Annotated in this window: 17 protein-coding genes; 14 read left to right on the forward strand and 3 right to left on the reverse strand. The window is 36.8% G+C overall.

The genetic code is table 11. The annotated features are described in order from the left end of the window. Positions 1 to 49 precede the first annotated feature (49 nt). Together pheS and SB679_RS19530 are read right to left on the reverse strand one after the other, a co-directional pair. Positions 50 to 1,060: a phenylalanine--tRNA ligase subunit alpha gene (pheS, locus tag SB679_RS19525; RefSeq protein ID WP_410704003.1), complete on the reverse strand. Its 1,011-nt coding sequence runs from the start codon at positions 1,058 to 1,060 to the stop codon at positions 50 to 52. 127 nt (positions 1,061 to 1,187) lie between these two features. Continuing rightward, positions 1,188 to 1,847, reverse strand: a complete 660-nt coding sequence (locus tag SB679_RS19530) for a YceI family protein (protein ID WP_317741206.1) — start codon at positions 1,845 to 1,847, stop codon at positions 1,188 to 1,190. A gap of 75 nt (positions 1,848 to 1,922) precedes the next feature. Here SB679_RS19530 and SB679_RS19535 point away from each other — a divergent pair, with 75 nt between their 5' ends. After that, positions 1,923 to 2,858, forward strand: coding sequence for a sulfate/molybdate ABC transporter ATP-binding protein (locus tag SB679_RS19535; RefSeq protein ID WP_410704004.1), 936 nt, complete (start codon positions 1,923 to 1,925; stop codon positions 2,856 to 2,858). 322 nt (positions 2,859 to 3,180) lie between these two features. Here SB679_RS19535 and SB679_RS19540 read toward each other — a convergent pair whose 3' ends face one another. Further along, positions 3,181 to 3,525: a zinc ribbon domain-containing protein YjdM gene (locus SB679_RS19540; protein WP_410704005.1), complete on the reverse strand. Its 345-nt coding sequence runs from the start codon at positions 3,523 to 3,525 to the stop codon at positions 3,181 to 3,183. Positions 3,526 to 3,800: 275 nt separating this feature from the next. On the opposite strand from SB679_RS19540, the gene SB679_RS19545 reads away from it, so the two are divergent. The 13 genes from SB679_RS19545 to SB679_RS19605 all read left to right on the forward strand — a co-directional run bounded on the left by SB679_RS19545 (position 3,801) and on the right by SB679_RS19605 (position 15,859). Continuing rightward, positions 3,801 to 5,006, forward strand: coding sequence for an RsmB/NOP family class I SAM-dependent RNA methyltransferase (locus SB679_RS19545; protein ID WP_034710500.1), 1,206 nt, complete (start codon positions 3,801 to 3,803; stop codon positions 5,004 to 5,006). 206 nt (positions 5,007 to 5,212) lie between these two features. After that, complete coding sequence (locus SB679_RS19550) at positions 5,213 to 6,880, forward strand: GLPGLI family protein (RefSeq protein WP_410704006.1); 1,668 nt, start codon at positions 5,213 to 5,215, stop codon at positions 6,878 to 6,880. 319 nt (positions 6,881 to 7,199) lie between these two features. Beyond that, positions 7,200 to 8,870, forward strand: a complete 1,671-nt coding sequence (gene asnB / locus SB679_RS19555; protein ID WP_410704007.1) for an asparagine synthase B — start codon at positions 7,200 to 7,202, stop codon at positions 8,868 to 8,870. Between the two features lie 121 nt (positions 8,871 to 8,991). Then, a complete protein-coding gene (locus SB679_RS19560) occupies positions 8,992 to 9,834 on the forward strand; it encodes a hypothetical protein (RefSeq protein ID WP_410704008.1) in 843 nt (280 codons plus the stop codon). A gap of 139 nt (positions 9,835 to 9,973) precedes the next feature. Beyond that, positions 9,974 to 11,380, forward strand: a complete 1,407-nt coding sequence (locus SB679_RS19565; protein WP_410704009.1) for an MFS transporter — start codon at positions 9,974 to 9,976, stop codon at positions 11,378 to 11,380. Between the two features lie 113 nt (positions 11,381 to 11,493). Next, on the forward strand, positions 11,494 to 12,369 hold the full coding sequence (locus SB679_RS19570; protein ID WP_410704010.1) for a pirin family protein: 876 nt from the start codon (positions 11,494 to 11,496) through the stop codon (positions 12,367 to 12,369). 156 nt (positions 12,370 to 12,525) lie between these two features. Further along, positions 12,526 to 12,837, forward strand: coding sequence for a GNAT family N-acetyltransferase (locus SB679_RS19575; RefSeq protein WP_410704011.1), 312 nt, complete (start codon positions 12,526 to 12,528; stop codon positions 12,835 to 12,837). Between the two features lie 74 nt (positions 12,838 to 12,911). Further along, positions 12,912 to 13,811 carry a pirin family protein gene (locus tag SB679_RS19580; protein WP_410704012.1) on the forward strand — a complete coding sequence of 300 codons (900 nt, stop codon included), beginning with the start codon at positions 12,912 to 12,914 and terminating at the stop codon, positions 13,809 to 13,811. Between the two features lie 31 nt (positions 13,812 to 13,842). Then, the gene (locus tag SB679_RS19585; RefSeq protein ID WP_410704013.1) at positions 13,843 to 14,379 is read left to right on the forward strand and encodes an NADPH-dependent FMN reductase; all 537 of its coding nucleotides are present in this window, start codon (positions 13,843 to 13,845) and stop codon (positions 14,377 to 14,379) included. Next, positions 14,376 to 14,954 (forward strand): TMEM175 family protein, encoded by a 579-nt coding sequence (locus tag SB679_RS19590; protein WP_410704014.1) that lies wholly within the window; start codon positions 14,376 to 14,378, stop codon positions 14,952 to 14,954. The genes SB679_RS19585 and SB679_RS19590 overlap by 4 nt, the downstream gene beginning before the upstream one ends. Before the next feature lies 1 nt (position 14,955). Then, positions 14,956 to 15,174, forward strand: coding sequence for a (4Fe-4S)-binding protein (locus tag SB679_RS19595; protein WP_410704015.1), 219 nt, complete (start codon positions 14,956 to 14,958; stop codon positions 15,172 to 15,174). After that, positions 15,174 to 15,569: an OsmC family protein gene (locus SB679_RS19600; protein ID WP_410704016.1), complete on the forward strand. Its 396-nt coding sequence runs from the start codon at positions 15,174 to 15,176 to the stop codon at positions 15,567 to 15,569. Before SB679_RS19595 ends, SB679_RS19600 begins: the two co-directional genes overlap by 1 nt. A gap of 2 nt (positions 15,570 to 15,571) precedes the next feature. Next, entirely contained in the window at positions 15,572 to 15,859 is a 288-nt protein-coding gene (locus SB679_RS19605; protein WP_410704017.1) for a GNAT family N-acetyltransferase, read from the forward strand. Positions 15,860 to 16,017: the final 158 nt, after the last annotated feature.

The raw sequence follows: 16,017 nt of genomic DNA on the forward strand, positions 1-16,017 counted from the left end.
TCAGTACCTGAAAGTAAAAAACCTCCGAAATTTCGGAGGTTTGATTGTATTATAAAGTTTTAAACTGTTCTAAGGTTCGGATATCATTTTCAAAGAACATTCTGATATCACTCATTTGATAAAGAAGCATTACAATTCTTTCAATACCCATTCCGAAGGCATATCCCGAATATTTCTCAGCATCGATATTCACATTTTTCAGAACGGCAGGGTCTACCATTCCACAACCCATGATTTCCAGCCATCCTGTTCCTTTCGTGATTCTGTAATCTGTTTCAGAGTTTAATCCCCAATATACATCGATCTCAGCACTTGGCTCAGTGAACGGGAAGTAAGAAGGTCTCATTCTGATTTTAGATTTTCCAAAAAGTTCAGTAGTAAAAAACTGAATCGTTTGTTTCAAATCGGCAAAACTTACATTCTCATCAATATATAATCCTTCAATCTGATGGAAAATACAGTGTGAGCGTGAAGACACCGCTTCATTTCTGAATACTCTTCCCGGAGATAAAATTCTTATCGGCGGTTGATTTTCTTCCATATAACGGATCTGTACCGAAGAAGTATGCGTTCTTAAAAGAATATCAGGGTTTTGCTCAATGAAGAAAGTATCCTGCATATCTCTTGCCGGATGATACTCAGGTAGATTAAGGGCCGTAAAGTTGTGCCAGTCGTCTTCTATTTCCGGTCCGTCGGCTACAGCAAATCCGATAGATTTAAAAATTTCTATAATTCTGTTTTTCACCAGATTGATCGGATGTCTTGATCCTAGATCCAGTGGAAACGCAGGTCTTGTAAGATCTTCTTTTTCGGTAATAAGAGAAGATTCGGAAGTATTTTTAAAATCTTCCAATTTTACAGCAACAGCCTGCTTCAAAGAATTAATCTTCTGTCCGAATTCTTTTTTCTGATCATTAGGAACGTCTTTTAATGTTTCGTAAAAATCATTCAGTACTCCTTTTTTACCGTTGTACTTAATTCGGAAGCTCTCTATCTCCTCTTTAGATGTAGCATTGAAGCCGTTTACTTCAACCAGTAGCTCTTCTATCTTTTCTATCATTATTTTTACCCTTTCAAAAATGTTTTGCAAAAATACGGTTTTTAAGTTTAATAATTAATTTGTCATAAAAAAATCTGCCTCTTTTCGGGGGCAGACTTCAATCACTTATTTCACTTAAATAAAAAAATTATTTCTTTTCTAAAGCTTTAACGTTGATTTGAAGAGTTACCTCATCTTTAAGAACACCGTTTTCCGCCGGAGCCTGGAATTTCACCCCAAACTCTTCCCTTTTAATATCTTTAGGTTCAGTAGCCACACTCACTACTCCATCTTTTACAGAAACATTGGCTTTAAACTGAACAGGTTTTGTAATTCCTTTAATGGTTAAATTCCCATCTAAAAGAGTATTATAATCGCCTCCTGCTGCAGGAGCAACTTTCGTAATTTCAAACGAAGCGGTAGGAAATTTCTCTACTTCAAAGAAATCACCACTTTTAAGGTGCCCGTTGAGTTTTCCTAACTGGTCTGCATCATCTTTAAGGTCAACAGAAGTTAAAGAATTCATATCCGCAACAAACTTTCCGCTCTCCAGCTTTCCGTCTTTCACGGTAACGTCTCCGCTTTCAAACTTGATCGTTCCAAAATGACTTGTACTTTCTGATTTGAATACTTTATATCCTTTCCATTCCACTTTACTGTTCAAAGTATCCAATGTATACTGGCTGCCATCTTTGGTCGTTGACACTTCATTGCTTTCGCTCGTCAGAGGTTTGTCTTTTTTACAAGAAACCACTACAGCCGCGGCAAAAAAAGCAGGAATAACTAATGAAAACAGTTTTTTTATCATTTTTGGTATATTTTTATTACAACTGCTAATATAATAAAAAAAAATATTTTTTCATAAAAACCTTACATTTGTATTATGCTTTTAGAATTAAACAACTTATATTTCTCACATACTCAAGATAAACCGCTCTTTCAGAACCTGAACCTCAGGCTTCAGGAAGGAAAAATCATCGCATTGGCGGGAGAAAGCGGCTGTGGAAAATCTACGTTATTAAATTTGATCTATGGACTTTTAGACTGGGAAAGCGGAGAAATTATCTTTGACGGTACAAAACTTTTAGGACCAAAGGGAAATCTTGTACCAGGGGAAGCATCCATGAAATTTGTAGCTCAAAATTTTGATCTGATGCCTTATGCTACCGTAGCTGAAAACGTAGGGAAATTTATTTCAAATATCAATTTAGCCCAAAAGAAAGAAACCGTAACAGAATTGCTTGAAATCGTAGGTCTTCAGGAATTTGCGGATGTTCTTCCTAAAAATTTAAGCGGCGGACAGCAGCAGAGAGTGGCCATTGCAAGAGCTCTTTCCGTGCTTCCCAAACTTCTTATTTTGGATGAACCGTTCAGCAATCTGGATTTTCCGCGAAAGATTGAGCTTCGTGAAAGACTCTTCCGATATGTAAAACAGCATCATATATCGTTGATTATCTCAACGCACGAACTTCATGATATTATGCCTTGGCTGGATCAGGTAATCATTCTTAAAGACGGAAGACTGATTCAGAATGACAGTCCTGAAGAAACCTATAAAGCTCCTTACAATGCCTATGTAGCTAAGCTTTTTGGAGAAGTTAATATTTTCAGTGAAAGTGAAATGGCAGATTTTAAACTCCATAAATCCTGCTATTATCCTCATGAAATAAAAATAACTTCCAGCGGCTTTGATGCAGAAGTTATGGAAAGCAGATTTGCAGGAAATCATTTTTGGAATAAAATTAAAGCTATGAACAAAGAAATTATTCTGTACAGCGACAAAAAATTACAGGATCCTGTTATCATTTCTTTTGAATAGGCTCAAAAAGATGAATATCCAACCGCGACAAACACTGTAACCAACAGGTATTCTTACAGTTATTGTTAAATTTTTGATAAATTTTTCAATAGTAACAACATCAGTTCTTATACTTTTCTTACATTTGTGTATCCACAGCATAAGGAAATTTTTGGTTAATTCTCTTTCTGCCATTAGACGGACATTAGCAGTGCCCTGCAATTAAGTCTATGAAAGATTACACTGTCCAATTCTTTCCTTTTTTTATGCCTAATAATTTTATTTTTAAGCACAAAAAAATGCGCCTTACAGACGCATTTTTGTATACTTGTATATTGTGATGTTAAGCTTTCTTCACAAATTCGGATTTCAATGCCATTGAACCAAATCCATCAATTTTGCAGTCGATATTATGATCGCTGTCAGGTCTTAAGCGGATATTTTTCACTTTAGTTCCGGCTTTTACCGGTTTTGGAGCCCCTTTTACAGGTAAATCTTTAACCACTACTACAGAATCTCCATCCTGAAGTTCATTTCCATTGGAATCTAATATCTTTCCCGCATTGGCAGTTTCAGAAGATACTTCTTCAGGATTCCATTCATAGAAACACTGGGAACACACCATCATATTATCGCTCGGATACGTAAATTCTGAGCTGCATTTTGGACAAAGTACAGGATCACTCATATTTTTAATTTTTGCAAAGGTAAAGTTTTTTTGAGAAGGCAGAAATTGTGACACAAGATATCAGGTGCCATATATCAGGTATTTCCTGAAAATTTTAACCCCAATACCAATATTTGGATATAATTATCAACATCGCCGAATCGGCTCCTATAATTACAAAACTTACATTCTTCCTGACCCGAATCTGATGACACAGATACCGACAATTTATTTCACAACATCAACTCTCAACTATAATTCGTATTTTTGCAGATTCAAAACAGCATATAGCAATTATGGAACTTATTCACAGAAACTTGGCGATCGGAATTCACGATGCTTTACAAGAGACATTTTTCGAGAAAAATAAATACGCCGATAAAGTAATCGAAAGACTTTTAAAAGCTCACAGAAAGTGGGGAAGCCAAGACAGAGCCGTTGTTTCTGGGATTTTTTACGATATCATCCGTTGGAAAAGACGTTTGGAATATTATATGGGTGAAAGCGTAAAACCTGACAATATCTATAAATTGATTATCGCTTATCTGCTTTGGAGTAAAACCAATTATAAAAAATTTGAGGAATTCGACGGAATAAAAATTGCCGACATCCTTACCAAACTTAAAAAAGGTACCGTTCCTACCAAATCAATTGAGCATTCGATTCCTGAATGGCTTGCTGAAACATTGGAAAGAGAATTAGGTCCGGGCTGGGAAAAAGAAATGAGAGCTTTAAACGAGCAGGCTCCTACCGTGTTAAGAGCAAACTCTTTACGTACCACCACAAGAGAGCTTATTTCTGATCTTGCAGAAGAAAACATCGTTGCTTTTACGGTAAAAAATTATCCTGATGCTGTACAGTTAGAAGAAAAAAAGAATGTTTTCCTTACCACTGCTTTTAAAGAAGGACTTTTTGAAGTTCAGGATGCTACTTCACAAAAAATAGGATATTTCCTTGACGTAAAAGAAGGCCAGAGAGTTGTTGATGCATGTGCAGGTGCAGGTGGAAAAACACTTCACTTAGCTGCATTGATGCAAAATAAAGGTCAGATTATCGCTTTAGATATTTTCGAATGGAAATTGGCTGAGCTCAAAAGACGTGCAAAAAGAGCCGGAGCCCACAATATTGAAACCCGTATGATTTCTGATAATAAAGTAATCAAACGTCTTCATGAAAAGGCAGACAGACTTTTAATTGACGCTCCATGCTCTGGATTGGGAGTTTTGAAAAGAAACCCGGACAGCAAATGGAAAATCGATCAGGACTTTATCGACAGAATTAAAAAAGAACAACAGCAGATTCTTCAGGATTATTCTAAAATCCTTAAAAAAGGCGGTCAAATGGTCTATGCTACATGTTCTATCCTTCCTTCCGAAAATAGCGGACAGGTTGACGAGTTCTTGAAAAACAATCCGGATTTCAAAATGATCAAGGATCAAAAAGTAATGCCAAGTGAAGGCTACGACGGATTCTATATGGCTTTGATTGAAAGACTGGCATAATAATACAATCACTTATATCAATATACTGACTACTCCATTTTTTGGAGTAGTTTTTTTATAACTGCCTGACAAAATAAAAAATACTTACAATTAAACAGATAAGTTATTTTTTTCACTTTGATGTAACGTATAGAGCCATTACCTATACTTATAAGTATGAAACGCTCCTGCAGTACAACAGGAGATATGGGAAACTCAATAATATCATGCTTAAAAATCTTTTAACAAGCCTCTTTGCCGTATTCTTATGTTGTCTGATACCCGCTCAGACTTACGAAATCCAATACACAAGTTCTTATAACGGAAAAGTACTGACGGATCAATCTCCTACGATTGTCTGGGTGAATGAAAAAGAAAATGTAATTCTCAGTCAAAAAATAAAAGATCAAAAAAGCGACTATCCGTTTGAAATCACGAAGATTGAAAAACCTTCTCAGACAGTCATTTCATATGCATTTTTAAAACCGGGAGATATTATTTCAGCTTCCGATCCAGAGTCTGTAAAAAAACAAACCTTTGAATTCACCCAGGAAACGAAGAAAATATTAGGCTACACCTGTAAAAAAGCAATTACCAAAGTTAATTCCAATACCATCGAAATCTGGTATACCGCTGATGTAAAACTCAATGGCGGACCTTCTGTTTTAGGACAGAACTTAGGATTGGTTCTGGAGGTTGAACGTAATAAAAATTCATTAATAACCGCAAGTTCTATTAAAAAAATTCAGAAAACGGGTATTGAAAATATTCTGAAAGGAAATATCAATGCTACAGATCAGTTAGGGTATAAAGATCTGCTTTGGAAAAGCCGCTTTACGACACTTCCCGTTTTTGAAAATGAAACCATCAATTTTTCCGATGAATCAAAATCCAATGAGAAAATAAAAAAATTCGCTAATGGAACCATTATACTTAAAAAAATAAAGTTTCCCGCAATTTCAGAAGGCGAAAATATTTTCGTAGAATTAAAACAGCAGTCCAATGGTGACGCCTATGACAGAACAGGAACCGTATTTTTTATTCCGCAAGATAAATCGCAATCCTTTTTTGATGGATTGGAAAAAGGAGTTAAAACCCTTCCTGCTTATGACAACGGAAACGGAAAGCAATATTATGGAGTAGTTTCTACCGAAAATTATACCCCGGCTGTTGAGATGATGAGATTTTTCACTGCTTTTGGGATTCAAAAGTTTAATCATATCCAGCTGAAAGGAAAAGACTGGCAAACGGTCAGTCCATACCGCCAGGATATCACTGAGCTAAAACCTTCCCTCTCAGAAAAAGAGCTTTGGGTTGGGGCTTTTATCGGCAATTATGATAAAGGCGGGCACAAAGTGAGCCTTGAGATTACCATCCACAAAAGTGACCAGACCATTTATAAAAACAATACGGTGATTCCATTATTTAATACGTTAAATATTGCGGAAATGGCCGGACAGGACTACTCCACTATGTTTGACCAGGAAAAAGGGCTTTCTGTAGAGTTTATTTTAAAGAAAGATTTGAACAACGCTCAGCTCAGGTATATTACTACCGGACATGGAGGCTGGGAAAATGGTGACGAATTTGTTCCTAAAACCAATTCTATCTTTCTGGATGGAAAAATGACATTTTCTTTCATTCCCTGGAGAACAGACTGTGGCTCTTACCGCCTTTACAATCCTGCCTCAGGTAATTTTCCTGACGGGCTTTCATCATCAGACTTAAGCCGGTCAAACTGGTGCCCGGGAACGGTAACCAATCCCAACTTTATTCCTCTCGGGAATTTAAAAGCAGGAAAGCATACCATTCAGGTGAAAATTCCTCAGGGACCTACGGAAGGGACAAGTTTCAGCTCTTGGAATGTATCGGGAATTCTCTTAGGATCAGAATAAAAAAAAACCTTCTCGCAAAGAGAATTGCAAGAAGGTAAAAACACAAATGATGAAAAAAAATTATTTCGAGCGACAAAGTAAGGACTAAAATTTCTATAATATCTTATCATAGATTAATAAATATGTTGTTTTTATTTTGTATGATAGACAAAGTATTTTTTCACAGCGAAAAATATTAACTAAAAACATGTTTATGGTTAATTATAATTAATATTTTTCTTTAAAATAATTTATTAAGTTAAAAACATTCACTTTTAAACATTTTTTATTGTTATTTTTAAATATCAATTCTATTTTTGTTTCAAATAAATGATCAAAAATGTGTGGAATTGTATGTTTGTTTGATGCCAAACAAAAAACCGAAATATTAAGACCTCAAGTGTTGGAAATGTCAAAAAAAATACGTCACAGAGGTCCGGATTGGAGCGGCGTATTTCAGGATGAAAAAGTAGTCTTTTCGCATGAGCGGCTTGCCATTGTAGATCCTACTTCAGGAAAACAACCTTTATTCACAAAAGACGGCAAAGTTGTACTCGCTGTGAACGGAGAAATCTACAACCATAGAGAGCTCAAAGAAGAATTTCCGGAATATGAATTCCAAACTAAATCTGATTGTGAAGTGATTTTAGCGCTTTACAGAAAATATGGCGGGAGCTTTATTGAAAAACTGAATGGTATTTTCGCCTTCGCTTTATATGATATTGAAAACGGCATCTACCTGATCGCTCGTGACCATATGGGAATCTGCCCTCTTTACCAGGGCTGGGACAAAAACGGAAACTATTATGTAGCTTCTGAATTGAAAGCGCTGGAAGGCATCTGTAAAACCATTGAAAATTTTCTACCTGGACATTTTATCTACAGCAAAGACGGAATGGAGCTTCAGCAGTGGTACAAAAGGGACTGGGAGAACTTCGACAGCGTAAAAGACAACGAAACAAGTATTGAAAAAATAAGAAAAGGTCTTGAGGATGCCGTGCACAGACAGCTGATGAGTGATGTTCCTTACGGAGTTCTTCTTTCCGGCGGACTGGATTCTTCTGTTATTTCCGCGATCACGGCAAAATTTGCAAGACAAAGGGTCGAAAGTGGCGATACTCAGGAAGCTTGGTACCCGAGACTTCACAGTTTCGCTGTAGGACTGGTAGGTTCACCGGATCTTGCCGCCGCAAAAAAAGCAGCAGACCATATCGGTTCGGTACATCACGAGGTAAACTTTACGGTACAGGAAGGCCTGGATGCTATCCGTGATGTGGTGTACCATCTGGAAACCTATGATGTTACTACGATCAGAGCGTCCACGCCTATGTATCTTCTGGCAAGAGTCATCAAATCGATGGGGATAAAAATGGTTCTTTCAGGGGAAGGTGCTGATGAATTATTCGGTGGATACCTTTATTTCCATAAGGCGCCCAATGCAAAAGAATTCCATGATGAAACAGTAAGAAAACTGGGAAAACTTCATTTATACGACTGTTTAAGAGCCAACAAATCTTTAATGAGCTGGGGAATTGAAGGTCGTGTTCCTTTTCTGGATAAAGAATTTATGGACATCGCTATGACAGTTAACCCTAAAGATAAAATGATCAACGTTGCTGAAGGGAAAATTGAAAAGTGGGTATTGAGAAAAGCTGTCGAAGATCTTCTTCCGGAATCTATTGCCTGGAGACAAAAAGAACAGTTTTCTGATGGAGTTGGATATTCATGGATTGATACTTTGAAAAGTGTTGCAGAAAAAGAAGTGACGGATGAAATGATGACCAATGCAAAATTCAGATTTCCATTGAACACGCCTCAAAATAAGGAAGAATACAGATACAGAACTATATTTGAAGAGCATTTCCCAAGCGAAACCTCAGCAGCTACGGTTCCATCTGTACCTTCTGTAGCATGCTCCACTCCTATTGCCCTTGAATGGGACGAGGCATTCAAACAAATGAATGACCCCAGCGGACGAGCTGTAAAAGTGCATGAGACGTCTTACGAATAAATCAAAATCTTACTAATATTATCAATCCCGTAGCAATACGGGATTTTTTTTTGAATAACCGACAACAATATTGATATAATTTGACTGACAATCAAAAATATTATCTAATAAATAATTATATTTGGAAAACGAAAATATCAATTATAAAAAAATGAGAAGAAACCTTACTATCTTATTTGCTTTATTATCTATAAGTTTTGCTTTTGGACAGGGAAAATACGGCAAATACCTTAACTCAAAAAAGCTTGCTTTAAGTTATAAAAGCGTAAAAGACGCTGATAAAGATGATTATTACCAACAATATTACTGGCTGGTAAAAGCTGAGCAGCTGAAAACCTATCCGCACCTTAAGGATGTGAAGCCGATGGTTTTATATGAGTTTGTGAAAAAAATAAATCCTCAAAACTTCACCAAAAAGCTGGATGACAGAGGGAAAGAACTTAGAAAAACTGCAGAACTTTCCTTAAATCAATATTTCAAAAACAAAAATTTCGACAACAATCCTGTGTTGATGCTTAATCTGGAGACGTATGTAGATCCTTCAAAAGGGGAATACTACACAAAAGTAGATCCGGAGAAAATTAAGGAACTGGTACCGAAGGAATTATTTTCTTTCAATTCTCTCAACAGAAATACAGGTGAAGAAAAAACGTACTATTTGTGGATCGACAAGAAAAAAGATGATTTCCAGATTGTAGATATCATTCCTAACGAAAAAGAAGACAAAGATTTTTATGTAAGACTGAAACAATATCTTCCAAGTTATAAATTCTCAAAATACGTTCCTAGTGTGAAAAAAGGAAACAAATCGGATAAAACAGATGTAGATTATTATTACATCATGCCTTTTGAACAAAACACCGATAACATCGAGTATAAAACAAAAGATTTTAAAACTTACATCTTAAGCCAGTACAGAAAAGCCGGTGATGAATGGAAAGGAGTAGAAAAGCCTAGAAAATAAATTAAAAAGTCTTGTGATATTTCACAGGACTTTTTTAATTTTATACTCATTTCTTCATCTAAAGTAAAAGCTCTGATCAAAAAGAGCCATACTTTACAACCAATCAAAATCCCGGAATATAAAAAATCCCGGCCTTACTATGTCTGAAACACATCCGAACGAAACGTCTATAAAGAAAATTCTTCCATTGATTCTCGCCACTGCAATTTTTATGCAGATGCTGGATTCAACCATTTTGAACACTTCTCTGCCATCCATTGCCAGAGACCTGCATGAATCTCCGCTCAATATGCAGAACGCCATTATCAGTTATGTATTAACGCTGGCTGTTTTTATGCCTGCAAGTGGATTTTTGGCAGACCGGTTCGGAACAAAGAAAGTTTTTATTTTCTCACTGGTTCTTTTCAGCATTGGTTCACTATTTTGTGCTATGTCACAAAACCTTACTCATTTGGTTATTTCCAGGGTGATTCAGGGAGTGGGCGGAAGTTTAATGACGCCTGTCGGAAAATTAGCGTTAATCAAAACTTTTGATAAGAATGAATTGCTAAAAGCTATGAATTTCGCCATTATCCCAGCGCTTATCGGTCCGGTTCTAGGTCCATTAGTAGGCGGATATATGGTTGATTATCTTTCATGGCACTGGATTTTTCTCATCAATATTCCCATCGGAGTCCTTGGTATTATTTTAGGCTTCAAGTTTATGCCCAATTATAAATCTGAGGATGTAGATTTTGACCTCAAGGGCTTTTTGATCTTTGCCGCAGCCTCGCTCCTGCTTTCTATTTCTTTGGAACTTTTCGGAGATCTGCAGAATACAACTCCGGTTTTGGTAGTCTTTATTTTAGGATTCCTGTTTCTGTATTATTATTACCGACATGCAAAAAGAGGGGGAACTCCTATTTTTCCATTGAATCTTTTTCAGGTGAGAACTTTCCGTGTAGGAGTGGTAGGAAATTTGGCCACCCGGTTAGGAATCAGTTCTGTCCCATTACTTCTTCCGCTGATGATTCAGATTGCTTATAAACAGTCTGCAGTGACCTCCGGATGGATTATCGCACCGATGGCGCTAACAGCTATGTTCGGAAAATCGTATGTAATCAAAATTCTGGACAGATATGGATACAGAAAAACACTGATGGTGAATACTTTCATTATCGGAACATTAATTTGCCTGCTTGCGATCCCTAATATCCATTCTTCTTTATATTGGTTTGTACCTATTATTGCTATTCTGGGATTTTTTAACTCTATCCAGTTCACCTCAATGAATACGATTTCTATTGCAGATCTTAGAAACTTTCAGACCAGCAGCGGCAACTCATTATTATCCGTGAATCAGCAGCTGGCGATTGGCTTCGGGATCGCGTTCGGATTGATTGTTTTAAAATTATTTGAAAATACAAATCTTATTGAAGGCGAGATTCACAATGCCTTCCGATACACATTCCTTACCGTGGGAATCCTTACCATTTTATCAGGCTTCGTTTTTAGAAGGCTTCATATTTCAGATGGAAAAAATATGCAGACGAAAGAAGAAAAATAATCAATGTGTTTGTTGATAGAATTACGATTCCCTTCACTTCATGAACTTACCACAGATCAATGTATCTGATCTTTATCTGCCCTACTTTTGTGTTAATATAAAAGCACATCGTTATGGCAACAAAAAATATAGAAATCGTAGCATCTCCAAAACCTGCACATTTTGTAGGGGATGGTTTCAGAGTTCATAATTTTATTCCCGGCATACAAGGAATGGACATGAAAAGAATGGATCCGTTCATCATGCTGGATTACAATTCTAAATTTCATTTTAACGGATCCGACAATCCCAGAGGAGTCGGCGTGCATCCTCACAGAGGTTTTGAAACCGTTACCATAGCCTATCAGGGGAAAGTTGAACATCATGACAGCGCAGGAGGCGGAGGAATCATCGGTGAAGGAGATGTTCAATGGATGACTGCTGCAAAAGGAGTTCTTCACAAAGAATACCACGAAACCGAATGGTCAAAAACCGGCGGTATCTTTCAGATGGTTCAGCTTTGGGTAAACCTTCCTTCTGTCTATAAAATGAGCTGTCCAAAATACCAGGCCATTAAAAATGCAGATATGGAAAAAGTGGATTTGAGAGACCATGGATATGTCGAAATTATTGCCGGAGAATATAACGGCCATAAAGGTCCTGCCACTACTTTCAGCCCTGTGAATATGATGAATGCAAAGCTAAAATCAGGCGGAAAAGCGGAATTTGATTTTCCTGCTTCTTTTAACACCGGGGCTTTGGTTATTGAAGGAAGCATTATCGTTAATGGTGAACAAAAGGTTCCAACCGATCATTTTGTATTGTTTCAAAATGAAGGCGAAACGTTCAGTATAGAAGCTGCTGAAGATGCTGTGATATTAATTATTAGCGGACAGCCTTTAAACGAACCTATTTATCCGCACGGCCCTTTTGTGATGAATACAAGAGAGGAAATAATGCAGGCATTTGAAGATTACAATACCGGCAAATTTGGATATCTTGAGGATTAAGCTAACATCATAATTAAACTAATCTTAACTTTTATTAGGAGATTATTGATCATGATTTTCTTATATTTATCTAATCTAATGCATCTTATAATCATCATGAGTTTGACATCGTACATTGATATCAAACTCATGAATTACTCAAAATGATCCACTATCATGAAACCAGAATTTGAAAATATAGACTTAATAAAGACCGGAAAAAGATTTGAAATAGAGATCAACGGCCAGGCTGCGTTCATTGATTACCGCGAAATGGGACATCAGATTGCATTGGTTCATACAGAAGTCGATTCTGAATTAGCAGGAACCGGAGCCGCCGCAGCTGTTGTTGAAAAAACACTCCATTATATAGAAGAGAATGGTAAAAAACTATTACCATTCTGTCCGTATGTCTTCGCTTACATCAAAAAAAATCCAGACTGGAAACGTATTGTGGATGAAAGATTTGATGGCTATGACAAGCTTTAGTTTCAACAAAGCATACGGAACATTACGAATATTAATTACATTAGCGTAAACAAAAATTAAAAACCACTTTAATCATGTCAAACATCGGACTTATCATTGAAGAAAAAGCAGCGGATATAGGAAACTTTTTAGTGGGGAGGCTTTTACCTTTTCGTGAGAAAAGAGCTGTCGGACCCTTTGTTTTCATCGATCATATGGGACCTTCTGAACTGAAAGACTATCAAAACCTCGATGTCCCGCCGCATCCGCATATCGGATTATCTACGCTGACTTATCTCCTTGAAGGATCCATTTTTCATCGTGACAGCATCGGAAGTGCCCTTGAGATAAAACCAGGAGCTGTCAACTGGATGACTGCCGGAAAAGGCGTAGTACATTCCGAAAGAACTCCCGAATACCTGAGACACACTGATAAAAGACTGCATGGTTTTCAGATCTGGGTGGGACTTCCAAAGCATCTGGAAAAGGCTGAACCTACTTTCCATCACATCGAAGAAGAAGATATTCCGGTTTGGGAAGAAGGTGGCATACAGTATAAATTAATTGCAGGAGAAGCATTTGGCAGAACATCTCCAGTTCCTGTTCACAGTAAATTATTTTTCATTGAAATAAAAACTAAGACTGCACAGAAAATAAGTATTGGAAAAGACCTGTATGGAGAAGCAGCCATGTATGTATTGGATGGTACCGTGGATATTGAAGGAAACAAATACGGTTCGAAACAGCTTTTAATTGCCAAAGACACCAAACTATGTGAGTTTGACATGAGTGAAAACGGGACCGTTTATTTATTTGGCGGTGAACCGTTTGACGAGGAACGTTTTATCTACTGGAATTTTGTCAATTCAGATAAAGAATTACTGGAGCAGGCCAAAGTGGACTGGAATGATCAAAACCATGAGGCATTTCCATTGGTTCCAGGCGATGAAACAGAATATGTTCCTCTTCCAAAATCCATTTTAAACAGAAAATAATTTTTGAGGTCAGACTCTAAAAAAATAACCTATGAACATATTAGCATTTGCAGGAAGCACTTCTTCCACCTCTATCAACAGAGAACTGGTAAAGTTTGTTTTAAAAGATTTTCAGGATCAGGAGGTCAATTTTATCGATCTCAATGATTTCAGCATGCCCGTTTTCTCAGTAGATCTTGAAAAGAAGGGATTTCCGGAAGAAGCACACCGTTTTTTAAAAGCAATTGAAGAATGCGATGTGATCATTTGTTCTCTTGCAGAGCACAACAGGTCTTATAGTGCCGCTTTTAAAAACGTTTTCGACTGGGCTTCAAGGATTAATGTAAAAGTCTTTCAAAATAAACCCATGTTGCTGATGAGTACTTCTCCCGGAGGCTATGGCGGTGGTAACGTGATGAATACCGCCAAAACATTTTTCCCGCAGTTTGCGGCTGATGTTAAAGACACTTTTTCCCTTCCGAAATTTTATGAAAATTTTGATCTGGAAAGCGGAGTGATTAACCCTGACCTGTTAAAAGAATTACAGGAAAAAATTGAAAACTTTAAAACTCAGATTAAGAACTCATGACAAAAGGAAGATTAGAGGCTTTCAGCGACGGTGTTTTAGCCATTATTATTACCATTATGGTCCTTGAATTAAAGGTACCGGAAGGAACAAGCTGGGAAAGCCTCAAGCCTATTCTTCCCAAATTTTTAGCCTATATTTTCAGCTTTATTTATGTTGGAATTTACTGGAATAATCACCATCATCTGTTCCAGGCTGTAAAAAAAGTAAACGGAAATATTCTCTGGGCTAATCTTCATTTATTATTCTGGCTTTCGTTGATGCCCGTCGCTACAGAATGGCTAGGCACTACCAATTTTGCAAAAAACCCAGCCGCTGCGTATGGTATATGTTTGATTATGTGTGCCATCGCGTATACGATTTTGGAAAATTTAATTATAAAAAATGAAGGCGAAAATTCGAGTATAAAACAGGCAATACATTCTAAGTTTAAAGAATATATTTCAATTGTATTCTATGTTGCAGGAATCGCAACTTCATTTTTTTATCCTTATCTTGCTATAGGTTTTTATTACATCGTAGCTCTCATATGGCTGATTCCTGACAAACGTATTGAAAAAACATTAAAAGAAGATTAATATGGAAACTCATGAATATATCAATGGAGAAATCACAGTGATCTGGCAGCCTCAAAAGTGTATTCACTCAACTGTTTGTGTAAAAACACTTCCAAAAGTTTATAATCCAAAAGAAAGACCCTGGATAAAAGTAGAAAATGCAACCCCAGAGGAACTTAAAAAGCAAATAGACTTGTGCCCTTCCGGAGCATTAAGTTATAAATTCAATACAGAAAAATAATGGGAGTAACGGTAAAAGCAAGTTTAGGAAAAGAAAAATATTATACAGAAGTCATCGCTGGCGACAACAAGCTCATCACGGATGAACCCATAGATAAAGGCGGACAAAATAAAGGATTCAATCCGTTTGAAATTCTGGCAACCTCTCTTGCAAGCTGTACAGTCGCTACTCTAAGGATGTACATCGACAGAAAAGAATGGAATGTGGAACAGATTCATGTAGAAGTAGATCTTGAAAACTTTCCATTGACCAAAAGAGCAGTTTTCACAAGAAACATCAGCTTTGAAGGGAATGTAGATGAGGAGCAGCTGAAAAGACTTCATGCTATTGCGGATGCATGCCCGGTGCATAAAATATTAACAAACGATATAGAAATACTAACCAAATTTTCATAAATATGATAGAAGTAAAACAAAACAACGACGAAAAACACGGAAGTTTTGAGGCTTTCATAGACGGTATCTCAGCAGGAAAAATGACGTATACCTGGGCAGGTGAAGAACGATTCATCATCGATCATACCGAGGTAGACGAAAAATACAACGGAAAAGGTGTTGGTAAAGAAATGCTTTTAGCTGCCGTAGACTTTGCAAGAAAAAACGAAAAGAAAATTATTCCGCTTTGTCCGTTTGCAAAAGCAAGTTTTCAAAAAAGTGAAGAACTTCAGGATGTTTTAGTTAATTAATTTGAATTAAAACTAAAAGATAAAAAACCTCTCAGACCCTAATTCTGAGAGGTTTTTTTATGCTCATAATGTCTAGTCCTGAATATCGATACACAAAAAAAGAATCGTTATGGAAGAACATTTAGAAACCCAGTATGTCAAGCGTACACAGAGAGATT

Origin of the sequence: Chryseobacterium sp. SIMBA_029, assembly GCF_046535275.1 — a bacterium.
Taxonomy (GTDB): Bacteria; Bacteroidota; Bacteroidia; order Flavobacteriales; family Weeksellaceae; genus Chryseobacterium.